The following is a 12042-nucleotide window of genomic DNA, read 5'->3' as shown; positions in this document are numbered from 1 at the left end:
GAACGAGCCGGGCACCTTGGCCAAGGTGGCGCAGACCGTCGCCGATGTCGATGTCAATATTCGCTTGCTCAACACCGTTCGCGTCGCTGCCGATTTCACCGAGATGGCGCTCGACGTGGAAGTCTGGGATCTGCGACAGCTCAACCAGCTTCTGGTGCAGCTCAAGGAGCTCGACTGCATCGCCACGGTAAAGCGCCTTTACGAGTGACATCTGCCCACGTCTGTCCTAGATCCTAGGCGGCTGCATATTTTGTGATCATTTTATGACCAAAATCGAGCACCTTTCCGGATAGGTATGCATTGAGCGCATGGCTGTGTCTATTTTAGAGCGATGGTAATTGGCCTCCGTCGCGCTTATCTTCTGGTCATCGAAGAAAACGAAACAGAGATGAGAGAAGACAATGTTTAGCCCTATCAAGAAAATAGCCCGCGCCCTGCGTGTCCCGAGTGTCGAAGACCGCGAAATGGCTTATCTGAATGGCTCGCACGACCGTTTTGACCTTGAATATCGTCAGCGCCAGGTTGACCGCGGTCTGTTCCGTCAGCGTTAATAGCCGTTAATACTTGAAAGACCAGGAGGGGCGCGTCGTTGTTGCGCCCTTGGAGCATCCCGATCTTGCGGGATTGCTTCCCGCAAAAGAGAGAACGTCCATTTTCTGCACCCTGAGCAGGCGATGTTCCAAAAAAGGGCCGCACTTTCGGTTCTTAATCGGTACGGGATACGCAAGGCCGGTCTTGTCATGACGGCCCCCATTGCACTAGATAAGCCGCATGCTATTTCGTCGCCGAAAGCCACTGACATTCAAGGAAAAACTGCGGGAGCATCTATGGCCCCGCAAGGGTTTCGTTCGCTCATTCCAATATTTCGGCAAACGCCTCGTTCGCCTTGCCGCCTCGCCGCATTCGGTTGCGGCCGGTTTTGCTGCGGGTATTGTGGTGTCGTGGACGCCCTTCATCGGCGTGCATTTCGTCATGGCGATCATCATCGCCTATCTGGTCGGCGGCAATGTCATCGCGTCGGCGCTCGGCTGTCTGGCGGCGGGCAATCCCATCACCTATCCCTTCATCTGGGCCTTCACCTGGGAAATCGGTCACCTGATCCTGGCGCGTGACAGCGGCGGTCAGGGCGGCAGCATCGATTTGCCGGCGCTCTGGCATAAGGGCGATCTTACGCAAATCTGGGACCCGGTTTTGAAGCCGATGCTGATCGGTGGCATTCCGCCGGCGATCGTGACCGGCGTGATCGTCTACGCGCTCACCTATTATGGCGTGAAGACCTTCAAGACGCGCCGCAAGGAACGCCTGATGGAACGCGCCCGCGAGCGGCTGGCGCTTGCCGAAAACGCATCGAGCGTCTGACGGCGCCTGACATCGCCCCGGCCGCCAGGAGGGCCTTCCCATGATTATCGGCATAGGCAGCGATCTCATCGACATCCGTCGGGTGGAGAAGACGATCGAGCGTTTCGGCACGCGGTTCACCGACCGCTGCTTTACCGACATCGAGCGCGCCAAGTCCGAAGGCCGCAAGAACAAGGCGGCATCCTATGCCAAGCGCTTTGCCGCCAAGGAAGCCTGTTCCAAGGCTTTGGGCACCGGCCTGGCGCAAGGCGTCTTCTGGCGCGATATGGGCGTCGTCAATCTGCGGAGCGGCAAGCCGACGATGCAATTGACCGGTGGGGCCGCCGAAAGACTGGCTTCCATGCTGCCGCCAAATCATCGCGCCGCCATTCATTTGACGATAACGGATGATTTCCCTCTTGCTCAGGCTTTTGTAATCATCGAGGCATTGCCGATGGATGGCTGAATCACAGCCACGTGTTGCTTTTGGCATCCGCGCCATTGCCGCAATGATGTGAAGCGAGTAGACAGTGCCTGAAAGCAAGTGCGCCGGTGGGGTGCGAAAAAGGAATAAGACTGCGTGTCCGAGAAAGCCGTAAAACAGCAGAACGCCCTGTGGGAGAATATCAAAGTCATCGTACAGGCGCTCGTCCTGGCCATGATCATCCGCACGGTTCTCTTTCAGCCGTTCACCATCCCGTCCGGTTCGATGATGCCGACGCTTCTTGTCGGCGACTATATCTTCGTCAACAAATTCGCCTACGGCTATTCGAAGTATTCGCTGCCGTTTTCGCCGGATCTGTTCAGCGGCCGTATTTTGGGCAGCGAGCCGAAGCGCGGTGACGTCGTCGTGTTCCGCTTCCCGCCGAACCCGGATGTCGACTACATCAAACGCGTGATCGGCCTGCCGGGCGACCGCATTCAGGTCAAGAACGATATCCTCTACATCAACGGCCAAGCTGTTCCGCGCGAGCCGCATGGAACGTTCTCGTCGGACTACAGCCAGGAGCCGGGCGACAAAATCCCAGTCTATAGCGAGCGCCTGCCGGATAGCGGCAAGGTTTTTGACACGCTGGACCTTTCACCGAATTCCCGTGGCGACAATACCCAGGAATATGTCGTGCCGGCCGGCCATTACTTCATGATGGGCGACAACCGCGACAATTCCGACGACAGCCGCTTCGACGTCGGCTATGTGCCGGCCGAAAACCTCATCGGCCGCGCCAGCGTCATCTTCTTCTCGCTGGGCCATGACACCTCGTTCCGCGAAGTCTGGAAATGGCCGACCAACATGCGTTGGGATCGCCTCTTCAAGGTTGTCGAATGACGAAGGCGCTGGCGCTCTCCCAGGCGGATCGTGCGAAGCTTGAGGTGGTGATAGGCCATGAATTCGCCGAGAAGGAGCGTCTCGACAGTGCGCTGACGCATGCCAGCGCCCGCACGCACAAGACGGGCAATTACGAACGGTTGGAATTTCTTGGCGACCGGGTCCTCGGCCTTTGCATCGCCGAACTGCTATTCAAGACCTTCGGTGCGGCGACGGAAGGCGAGCTTTCGGTTCGCCTCAACCAGCTGGTCAGCGCCGAAACCTGCGCCGAGGTCGCCGATGAGATGGAGCTGCATCTTTACATCCGCACCGGCGCCGATGTGAAAAAGCTGACGGGCAAGCGCATGCTCAATGTGCGCGCCGATGTCGTCGAAAGCCTGATTGCAGCGCTCTATCTTGATGGTGGGTTGGAAATCGCCCGCAAGTTCATCCTGCGTTTTTGGGAACGCCGTGCCATCAGACCCGAAGGTGCGAGGCGTGACGCCAAGACGGAACTGCAAGAATGGGCGCATGCGAAATTCGGCGTCACCCCGGTCTATAGGGTTGATGATCGCAGCGGACCGGATCATGATCCCCGCTTCACCGTGACGGTGGAAGTGGCGGGAACAGCGCCCGAAACAGGAATAGAACGCTCCAAGCGTGCGGCCGAGCAGGTGGCGGCGACGCGGATTCTGGAGCGTGAACGTGTATGGCAGCCTCAGTTGACTGAGAAGTGACTGCCGGGGAATAATGGAAAAATGAGCAATCAGCAGGATACGCCCGCCGAGGACGGCGCGGTTGAACATATCGGCCCGACGCATTCGGGTTTTGTAGCCCTCATCGGCCCTACCAATGCCGGCAAATCGACCTTGGTCAACCGGCTCGTGGGCGCGAAGGTCTCGATCGTCAGCCACAAGGTGCAGACGACGCGCGCGATCGTGCGCGGCATCGCCATTCACAACAATGCGCAGATCGTCTTCATGGATACGCCCGGCATCTTCAGGCCGCGCCGCCGTCTCGACCGCGCGATGGTGACGTCGGCCTGGGGCGGCGCCAAGGATGCCGATCTCATCATGCTGCTGATCGACAGCGAGCGTGGTTTGCGCGGCGATGCCGAAGTCATTCTGGAAGGGCTGAACGAGGTTTCGCAGCCGAAGATCCTGGTCTTGAACAAGATCGACCGCGTTCGCCGCGAGGATCTGCTGGCGCTTGCCGCCGCCGCCAATGAGAAGATCGCTTTCGACCAGACCTTCATGATCTCGGCCGAAAATGGCTCCGGCTGTGACGACGTCATGGACTATCTTGCGAAAACCTTGCCGGAAGGACCCTGGTATTATCCGGAGGACCAGATCTCCGACCTGCCAATGCGCCAGCTCGCCGCCGAAATCACCCGCGAAAAGCTGTTTCTGCGGCTGCATCAGGAGCTTCCCTATTCCTCGCATGTCGAGACGGAAAAGTGGGAGGAGCGCAAGGACGGTTCGGTGCGCATCGAGCAGGTGATCTATGTCGAGCGCGAAAGCCAGAAGAAGATTGCCCTCGGCAAGGGTGGCGAGGCGATCAAGGCGATTTCGACTGCATCGCGCAAGGAGCTCTCCGAAATCTTGGAGCAGCCGGTACATCTTTTCCTCTTCGTCAAGGTTCGCGAGAACTGGGGGGATGATCCAGAGCGTTTCCGGGAGATGGGGCTGGACTTCCCGCGATAATGGAGCTTTGCTTCCATGAGTGCTTTATAATGCAGTGGTTTGTCGGGCATGTCGCCCACGCCGCTGCCATTCAGGGAGCGTTTCATGGGGAAGGCGGCTGCGACGGTGCATGGGCAGCGAACATCATGTCAGCACTGTCCATTGAGGTCTCTGCCGCATTTTCGTGAATTCGACCGCGCCGCCTATCTGATCGCATACATGCACCAGCGTGCCAGAGCGCTTCGCCTCTTCGATGGCACCAAGGTCATCCCCGTCACGCAGCAGCATGTGGCGGATACGCTCGGTCTTTCCATCGTTCATACCAATAAGACGTTGAAAAAGCTGGCTGCACGAGGATTGCTTCTCTGGCAGGAGCGAGGCTGCGAAGTTCTGGATGGGGAAGGGCTTGCAGCACTTGCCGGCGGGGACGGACTTGATTCGGGCAAGCGTCCCGTCATCTGAGCTATTCTCGATGCAAAGCAGCATGTCTTTTTTAAATGCTGACAGCAACTGTATCAGCATAGATTATTTTCACCGTCACTTTTCCACCAGTTTCACCTTTTACTAACCCCGGCGGCAAAAGCGATTGGAGCACGTCAACGAGGCCATAGTACCGCAGTGCAAAAAGTGCGAAGCGGGTTTGCAGGCAAGGTCATGTTGCAAGAGACCAAGCCAATACGAATGGAGAAATCCGTTCACTCATTACGGGCCGATGATCGGCGCCGGAGGGATGATATGTGGGACTTTTTACGGGCAGCGCCCAACTGGCGCGCGCATGCAAGGATGGCGCTGATATGACGTTTCAGCGCGTCCTTATTCTGGAAGACAATCTCATTATTGCTATGGAGGCGGAGGAAATTCTTCGTCTCGTGGGTATTCAGCAGATCGAGATTGCTTCAAATCTGGAACAGGCGGTCAACGCCGTTCATTCCGAACATTATGATTTTGCGATGCTGGACGTGAACCTCGGGGAGTCGACGAGCTTCGGCTTTGCCCGATTGTTGATGGATCGCGGCATCTCCTTTGGTTTTGTCAGCGGTTATTCCGACACGCTCGATTTCCCGGCGGATTTGCGGCATGTGCCGCTTTTGAACAAGCCCTTCGATGAGCAATCCATGCGCCTCTTTGTCCGGACATTGGCGGCCGGCGATTCCCAGGCCATGTGACAGCGGCGCGCATTTGCCTTAAGTTCGAATCGCAAAAATCTTTCGGGGCAACCGGCCAATGCAGTGGCAGGACCACGCGATCATCCTGGGCGTCAAGCGCCTTGGCGAGACAAGCGTCATCGCCGAGGTGATGACGCGTGCGCGCGGGCGCCATATGGGGCTGGTGCGATCGGGCCGTTCGCGCGCCATGCAGCCGGTGCTGCAGTCCGGCAATCTTGTCGAGATAACCTGGCGGGCAAGGCTGCATGAGCACCTTGGCGAATTTCGCATGGAACCGGTCACGCTCCGGGCCGCGCGGCTGATGGAAACCGCGACCGCCGTCTATGGCGTACAGGCGATGGCCGCCTTGCTGCGGCTGCTGCCGGAGCGGGATCCGCATCCGCATCTCTACGACGCGCTCGACGTGATCCTCGAAAACCTGCAGAATCCCGCCGATGCCGGTGAGCTTTTCGTGCGCTTTGAACTTGCCGTGTTGAACGATCTGGGTTTCGGTCTCGATCTGACCGAATGCGCGGCAACCGGCGTGCGCGAGGACCTGGCTTTCGTTTCGCCGAAGAGCGGGCGGGCCGTCTGCCGTGCGGCCGGCATGCCTTGGGCGGACAAGATGCTGGCGCTGCCGCCGTTTCTATCGACGGGAGCCGTGGTCGCCGCGGATACGGAAAGCCTCGCCGCGGCCTTCCGCCTGACTGGCTTCTTCCTGCATCGGCATGTCTATGAACCGCGCGGCATAGAGATCGCCGCGGCGCGCGAGGGCTTTATTCAGGCCGCGATGAAGGCGCTGAATGCAGCGTCGCAGGAGCGGCCGACCGCTGCAGCCAAAAAGTAGAGCAAGTCACGCAAAAGTGCGCGGCAATAGGATCATGCTCAGGCGTGTTCGGAAGCTGAAAGACCGCTCGCTTCAAACAGCCATATTCGACGCCGCCGACATCACCTCCCGCGGGGCGGGAACGCCGAACATATGACGGCCGGCCTCTTCGGCCTCGGTGAAACACCAGCGGATGACGCCATCCCGATCGAGCAGGAATTCGCCGACGAGCTGGCCTTCGCCGGTGGCAACCATCTGTTTGTCGTCCTCCGTGATTTCATAGCCGTCGGCCTTGTCGAGGAATTCCATAGCCGTCATCGGATCCATGGGCTGGGGAAGTTCGCCCGGCATGTCGATGCGCATCGACCGCACGGCACTGATGCCGACCTTGCGCGGCCAGTCGGTCTCGTCTTCGGTGAACTGGACATTCGGCAGGCCGAAGGCCCTGTGCGACACCCGCTCCGGATCGGAAGCAGCCAGCAGATTGGGAAGCGGATGGTACCGGAAGTAGAGCCGGGCGCGCTCGATCGGCGTGTTGACGACGGTCAGGCTATCGATGCCTTTTTCCTGCAATGCATCGGTGAGTTCTGCCATGGCGGCGATCTGCCGGCGGCAGAAGGGACAATGCAGCCCGCGGAACAACCCGACGAGCACGGGCTTCTGGCCGCGAAAATCGTCGATGGCGATCTTGCCCTGGCGAGTGATCGCATCCAGCACGACATTCGGCGCGCGATCTCCAGGCTGCAATGGTCTTTCGGTGTGGTTCTCCTGCATGTTTCGTTCCTCCCTTTATGTGTTTGAATTGGTTCTCCCAATCAATCTCCGACGATCGTCCTAACGAAGACAGTCAGTCGAGAAACGGCAATACGACGAGTGTGCCCGGATCGAGGTTGTGGCGGGTACACACATCCTGTGCCAGCGTGAAAAACCGTTCTGCCTCGGCCAGGTCGTCATGTTCCAGGCTCAGTGTCGCCAAGCCATCATAGCATGGAAAGAGCAGTTGCGGTTCATCGATCTCCTTCGCGACCTCAAGGGCTTCCTCATAATACTTGCGCGCTAGCTTCGGCTGCCCGTGGCATTGATGGATCTGCCCGAGGACGATCAAGGGCACGGAAAGGTGGTCACGCTGATCGAGCGCCCGGTCGATTTCCACCGCCTTCTCTGCCGCCGGCACGCCCTCGGCGGCGCAGCGGTCGGTAAAGGTACAGCAGGAAACGGCGAGGTTGGCGAGGAGCCGCGCCTGGAAGCTGAGATCGCCGATGCGGGTCGCGACCTCCAGCCCGCGCCGGCAGATCTTGATGGCGTGAGCCGGATCCACGATGGTGTAGAGCACTCCTAGGTTGGAATAGGCGCGGCAGGCAGCACTTTGCAGATCGGCCTTTTCGGCGACGGCAAGACTGCGCTCCACCTCCTGCACGGCATCGCGGCGACGGCCGAGCCGCGCAAGTGCTGCGCCCTTGGTGTTCAGCGCCTCCGCCATCGCGCGCGCCGCCTCCCGTCCGGCCTCGGTCGTTCCGTCGATGGGGAGCGTTTCCAGCCGCTGCAGGGCCTGCGTCGCCCATTCGGCGGCTGCGGCCTGGTCGCCCATGCGGAAGGCCAGATAGCCGCGCTCCTGCAGGAGATGCGCATGTTCGACCGGCGCATCGATCGTCGCAATCATCGCTTCGGCCTCGGCGCAATGCGCTTCCGCCAGATCGCGGCGTCCCGCATCGAGATGCAGCCGGCCGATCTTGCGCAATATCCTCGCCGCCCCAATCCGATCGTCTCCGGTGCGATGGATCGCCAGCGCTCGCTGATAATGATCAAACGCCGCGTCGCGGCGACCGGCAGGACCGCAGAGATCGGCAAGACGCTCCAGGAGCGCCGACTGTTCCGGCGCTACCTTTGGCTCGTTTGCCAAGGCGCCAAGTGCCTGGCGATAAAGGCGCATCGCGTCGTCATTGGCATAGGTCTTGCGCGCCAGATCGCCGGCGGCCATCAGATAGGCGGCACCTTTCGCCTTCTCGATGGTCAGGCTGAAGTGATGGCCGAGCTGCGTCAGCTGCTCAGGCCGATCCGGCGCCGAGCCATATTGGCGCTCGAGAACCCGGCCGATCCGGTGATGAAGTTCCGTGCGCCGCTGCAACAGGAGATTATGATAGATGACATCATGCAGCAGGGACTGGCTGAAGCGATAAGTGGGTGAGGTACCGGCATCCGGCCCGCGCAATTCCTTGATGATATCGGCATCGCAGAGGTAATCCAGCGCGGCATCGATGGCGGCCGGGTCGGTGGCGATGGTGCGGAGTAGGGCGGTGTCGAATTTCGGGCCGACCACCGCCGCCTCCTGCGCCAACCGTCTGATCTCCTGCGGCAGACGATCGACACGGGCGAGCAACAGGGCCTGCAGATTGACCGGAATATCGACATCCGTCTCTTCCGCCGCGACTTGCCAGCGTTGTCCATCATTGTGCAGCCTGCCCATGTCGATCAATCCTCGAAGGATCTCTTCGATGAAGAGCGGATTGCCGCCGGCCCGATCGAGGATGCGCTGACACATCGCAACCGGCAGCTTGCCATGACTTTCGCCAAAAAAGGCAGCAAGCAACTTCCGCCCGTCGGCTGCGACGAGTGGGCCGAGACGCTGGATGGTGACACTGACCCGATTGGAATCCAGCGGGTCGATCTGCGATGTCGGCCGGTAGATCGCCAACAGCATCAGCCGGCTGCGTTCGAGCCGATCCATCATAAAGCGAAGCACTTCCAACGAGGCGGCATCGGCCCAATGCAGATCCTCGATGACAAGCAGCAGAGGCCCCTGCGCCAGCCGCCGCTCGAAGACGGTGCGGACCGCATAGAAGATCTGCCGCCGCAATTGCTCCGGCTCGATATGCCGCAGCGCTCCGCCGGGGTCACCCAAGCCAAGAACATGCAGGAAAAGCGGCGAAAGTCCGTCGATGTCCTCCTGCGTGAGATCGAGCGCGCGGAATCCAGTCGCCAGCAATTGCCGCGTCCTGTCGAGATCGTCGCGCTCGCCGATGCCGTAGGCGCTGCGCACGACCGCGGCAAGCGTCCCGTAGGACTGCTCGCCGAGAGGAGAGCAGGTCGCCTTGCGGATGGCGAGACCCGGAAAGCGGGTCGTATTGCCGGCAATGCCGATGAACTCGTTGGCAAGTCGTGACTTGCCGATACCGGCCTCACCGATGAGGCGGACAAGTTGCGCCGCACCGCCGCAAGCAAGGTCGAGGCAGGTCAAAAGCCGCGACAATTCCGTATCCCGTCCGATCATCGGCGCCTGGAGACCGAAGCTTTCGAGCCCGCGCGCCGTATGCGGCGCTTCCAGCTGCCCCGTCAGCCGATGAACAAGCACATTACCGCTTTTGCCGCGCAAGGTCTGAGCACCCAGGCTGTCGAAGGCGAAGGCATGGCGGGTGAGGCGGTAAGTCAGCGGCCCAACGAGGATATCGTTTTCGCCCGCCATGGATTGCAGCCGTTGGGCTGTGTTCACCGTGTCACCGGTGACGGAATAGGATTTGGTGCTGACGGCGCCAAAGCCGCCCGTAACGACAGGGCCGCTATTAATACCGATATGCAGGCGCAGCGGCACGCCGGCGCGCGGTTGCCAGCGCTCGCCGACCTGCGTTGCCCGCTCGATCATATCGAGCGCTGCGTTCAGTGCCCGCACCGGATCGTCTTCATGGGCAACCGGCGCGCCGAACAGCGCCAGCAACGCATCGCCGACGAATTTGTCGACGAAGCCGCCATAGGCCTCGACCGCCTGGGTCATCTCTTCGAACAATTCGTTCTGCAGCATGCGCATGACTTCCGGGTCGATCTGCTCGCTCAGTGTCGTAAAACCGCAGAGATCGGCAAAAAGCACGGTTACCGGCCGCCGGTCGGCATCATCCTCGGATTTTGCCGGCGCAGTCTTGATGGCCGGCTTGGCTGCGGGTTGGGCCTTGTCGGAAGTCGCCGCGCCGCATCGGGGGCAGAAGGCAAAGTCAGGCTGGCAGGGATAGCCGCACGCGGCACAGGAGATAGGTTGCCTTGCCCCGCACCGCGGACAGAAAGCAAAGCCGCTCTGAATATCGAAACCGCAGCCGGCGCACTCCATTGAAGGCACCTCGCGCAAACCCGCACGCCACGGCTACCTTGGCCGCAACCGACGGGTTCAAAATGAGCGATAAGCATGCGCCTGCTGCCTCAGGTCCGCAAGCTAAACAAACGGCGGAACGACTAGCGCCGCTTGAGAGCCCAGCCCTCCGGCCGTTCCTCGAGTACGGTCACCGTGTCGCCGATCTTCACCGAGCCTTCGCCGCGCGGCACGGCGTTCCAGCCGAAGAGCGGGCCGGGAACACGGCGGTCTGCCGACATGCGGATGCGGCCCATGGCGGGCATCGGGTTCGGCACCTCGCGCGAGCCGGTCTGCTGGTCCTGTGTCGTCATGATGCAGCGCGAACAGGGCTTGACGAGGTCGAGGCGGATACCGCCGATCTCGATCGCCGCCCAACGATCCTCCGGCCATTCCTCGTCTATATCGATGACGATATTCGGGCGGAAGCGCTCCATGCCGACGGCGCCTTCGCCGTGAGCGGCAAGATTGGCGTTGAGCGCCTTCAGCGAGCCGGTCGTGGTAACCAGAATCTGGTAGCCGTCGGAAAACGTAACCGGCGCATCCTCGCCCGCCCATTCCGGATTGGCGACGCGCTTCGCGAGCCTGTCGAAGAACACCATCCTGACCTCGCGATCCAGCCAGGCCGACAGGGCCTTGTTGGTTTCCTCGTCGGCGACGGAGGCGCTGACGTTGGATTTCCAGACGACGATGTCCATGCGATTGTCGGGGTGGGGCGGCGGCACGATGATGTCAGCCTTGCCCTCCATCTTCAGGCGCAGGTGGGAGGGTGCCGGTTGGATATCGATGCGGGCCAGTGCCTGCAATTCGCGCTGGGTGATGAAGTGGCCCGAGGGGTCGACCAGCATGGCGCGCCGATCGCCGGCGAGACCGAAGGCGTCGATGGCCGCTGACGGAATGGCGATGCCGCGCGCGCTCTTGAGGGGATAGATGAAAAGATCGCTGACGCGCATGGATGGCCCTCAGATTTCGTCGATGAACATTGCCAGCACGGTCTTCAGCCGGTCATGCCTTGCTCCGGCAAACCTGGCCCCGGTCTCCGTCTGGAATCCATCCGCCAGTTTGAACAGCTTTGTCTCGAAATGGTCAATGGCGAAGCGCTTGTCGTCGAGCGACCGCTCGCTCGCCAGCGGGTCGAAAGGGTCGTACAGGCCGGAGCCGAGACGCCCGGCAATGTAGAAGCAGCGGGCAGCGCCGACCATGCCGATGGCGTCGAGCCGGTCGGCATCCTGCAGGATCTTCGCTTCCAGCGTTTCCGGCGGCAGGTTGGCGGAGAAGCTATGCGTGGTAATCGCATGTGCCGCAGCTGCGATATCCTCATCGGCCCAGCCGAGCTGCCGGAGAATGTCCGAAGCCTTCTCGGCGGCAAGCCGCGAGGCCTGCGCCCGATGCGGCGAGTTCTTCTCCACGGCAACACAATCATGCAGCAAGACGGCGGCTGCGAGAACGCGGGCGTTGCCGCCTTCCTCGGCCTGAATGGCCATGGCATTGCGGAAGACGCGCAGGATATGGGCGATATCGTGCGAACCGTCGTCGCCATCCGCGGCGTGGGGGATGAGATCCGCAGCCAGTGCTTCGAACGGGGCGAAAGCCCGCGCCATTCTGTTGGTGTCCATGATCGCATTCACTCCGGA

At 60.8% G+C, this 12042-nt stretch carries 13 protein-coding genes and 1 pseudogene; 10 read left to right on the top strand and 4 right to left on the bottom strand.

The genetic code is table 11. The features are described from left to right. From ACPYOP_RS10505 to recO, 10 genes and pseudogenes are all read left to right on the top strand, one after another. Positions 1-208 (top strand): ACT domain-containing protein (locus tag ACPYOP_RS10505; RefSeq protein ID WP_481410320.1); only part of this gene is annotated, 208 nt, incomplete at its 5' end. 193 nt (positions 209-401) lie between these two features. Next, positions 402-551, top strand: a complete 150-nt coding sequence (locus tag ACPYOP_RS10500; RefSeq protein WP_120663420.1) for a DUF3563 family protein — start codon at positions 402-404, stop codon at positions 549-551. A 220-nt stretch (positions 552-771) separates the two neighbouring features. Continuing rightward, on the top strand, positions 772-1359 hold the full coding sequence (locus tag ACPYOP_RS10495) for a DUF2062 domain-containing protein (protein WP_481410319.1): 588 nt from the start codon (positions 772-774) through the stop codon (positions 1357-1359). A 40-nt stretch (positions 1360-1399) separates the two neighbouring features. After that, on the top strand, positions 1400-1804 hold the full coding sequence (acpS, locus tag ACPYOP_RS10490) for a holo-ACP synthase (RefSeq protein WP_481410318.1): 405 nt from the start codon (positions 1400-1402) through the stop codon (positions 1802-1804). Between the two features lie 114 nt (positions 1805-1918). After that, entirely contained in the window at positions 1919-2665 is a 747-nt protein-coding gene (lepB, locus tag ACPYOP_RS10485) for a signal peptidase I (RefSeq protein ID WP_481410317.1), read from the top strand. Next, a complete protein-coding gene (gene rnc, locus ACPYOP_RS10480; protein WP_481410316.1) occupies positions 2662-3381 on the top strand; it encodes a ribonuclease III in 720 nt (239 codons plus the stop codon). Before lepB ends, rnc begins: the two co-directional genes overlap by 4 nt. A 21-nt stretch (positions 3382-3402) precedes the next feature. Continuing rightward, positions 3403-4347 carry a GTPase Era gene (gene era, locus ACPYOP_RS10475; RefSeq protein ID WP_481410315.1) on the top strand — a complete coding sequence of 315 codons (945 nt, stop codon included), beginning with the start codon at positions 3403-3405 and terminating at the stop codon, positions 4345-4347. A gap of 171 nt (positions 4348-4518) precedes the next feature. Further along, positions 4519-4788 (top strand): annotated as a pseudogene (locus tag ACPYOP_RS10470) (Crp/Fnr family transcriptional regulator); the annotation flags it as partial. 332 nt (positions 4789-5120) lie between these two features. Beyond that, positions 5121-5492 (top strand): response regulator, encoded by a 372-nt coding sequence (locus ACPYOP_RS10465; protein WP_481410314.1) that lies wholly within the window; start codon positions 5121-5123, stop codon positions 5490-5492. Positions 5493-5550: 58 nt separating this feature from the next. Then, complete coding sequence (recO, locus tag ACPYOP_RS10460; protein WP_481410313.1) at positions 5551-6318, top strand: DNA repair protein RecO; 768 nt, start codon at positions 5551-5553, stop codon at positions 6316-6318. Positions 6319-6390: 72 nt separating this feature from the next. On the opposite strand, the gene ACPYOP_RS10455 is transcribed toward recO, so the two are convergent. The 4 genes from ACPYOP_RS10455 to ACPYOP_RS10440 all read right to left on the bottom strand — a co-directional run bounded on the left by ACPYOP_RS10455 (position 6391) and on the right by ACPYOP_RS10440 (position 12024). Continuing rightward, positions 6391-7071 carry a peroxiredoxin-like family protein gene (locus ACPYOP_RS10455; protein WP_481410312.1) on the bottom strand — a complete coding sequence of 227 codons (681 nt, stop codon included), beginning with the start codon at positions 7069-7071 and terminating at the stop codon, positions 6391-6393. Between the two features lie 73 nt (positions 7072-7144). Then, positions 7145-10390 (bottom strand): adenylate/guanylate cyclase domain-containing protein, encoded by a 3246-nt coding sequence (locus ACPYOP_RS10450; RefSeq protein ID WP_481410311.1) that lies wholly within the window; start codon positions 10388-10390, stop codon positions 7145-7147. A 122-nt stretch (positions 10391-10512) separates the two neighbouring features. Then, entirely contained in the window at positions 10513-11361 is an 849-nt protein-coding gene (locus ACPYOP_RS10445; RefSeq protein ID WP_481410310.1) for an MOSC domain-containing protein, read from the bottom strand. A 9-nt stretch (positions 11362-11370) separates the two neighbouring features. Continuing rightward, positions 11371-12024, bottom strand: coding sequence for an HD domain-containing protein (locus tag ACPYOP_RS10440; protein WP_481410309.1), 654 nt, complete (start codon positions 12022-12024; stop codon positions 11371-11373). Positions 12025-12042: the final 18 nt, after the last annotated feature.

The organism is Rhizobium sp. KNZ2-6A (assembly GCF_056755475.1).
This window is presented reverse-complemented; position numbering and strand designations above follow the sequence as displayed.

What these genes read in the sequence shown, in the direction of transcription:
- ACPYOP_RS10440 (WP_481410309.1), bottom strand. Translation starts at nt 12,024, where the DNA reads ATGGACACCAACAGAATGGCGCGGGCTTTCGCCCCGTTCGAAGCACTG.
- ACPYOP_RS10500 (WP_120663420.1), top strand. Translation starts at nt 402, where the DNA reads ATGTTTAGCCCTATCAAGAAAATAGCCCGCGCCCTGCGTGTCCCGAGT.
- rnc (WP_481410316.1), top strand. Translation starts at nt 2,662, where the DNA reads ATGACGAAGGCGCTGGCGCTCTCCCAGGCGGATCGTGCGAAGCTTGAG.
- ACPYOP_RS10445 (WP_481410310.1), bottom strand. Translation starts at nt 11,361, where the DNA reads ATGCGCGTCAGCGATCTTTTCATCTATCCCCTCAAGAGCGCGCGCGGC.
- ACPYOP_RS10450 (WP_481410311.1), bottom strand. Translation starts at nt 10,390, where the DNA reads ATGGAGTGCGCCGGCTGCGGTTTCGATATTCAGAGCGGCTTTGCTTTC.
- acpS (WP_481410318.1), top strand. Translation starts at nt 1,400, where the DNA reads ATGATTATCGGCATAGGCAGCGATCTCATCGACATCCGTCGGGTGGAG.
- ACPYOP_RS10495 (WP_481410319.1), top strand. Translation starts at nt 772, where the DNA reads ATGCTATTTCGTCGCCGAAAGCCACTGACATTCAAGGAAAAACTGCGG.
- era (WP_481410315.1), top strand. Translation starts at nt 3,403, where the DNA reads ATGAGCAATCAGCAGGATACGCCCGCCGAGGACGGCGCGGTTGAACAT.
- ACPYOP_RS10455 (WP_481410312.1), bottom strand. Translation starts at nt 7,071, where the DNA reads ATGCAGGAGAACCACACCGAAAGACCATTGCAGCCTGGAGATCGCGCG.
- ACPYOP_RS10465 (WP_481410314.1), top strand. Translation starts at nt 5,121, where the DNA reads ATGACGTTTCAGCGCGTCCTTATTCTGGAAGACAATCTCATTATTGCT.
- recO (WP_481410313.1), top strand. Translation starts at nt 5,551, where the DNA reads ATGCAGTGGCAGGACCACGCGATCATCCTGGGCGTCAAGCGCCTTGGC.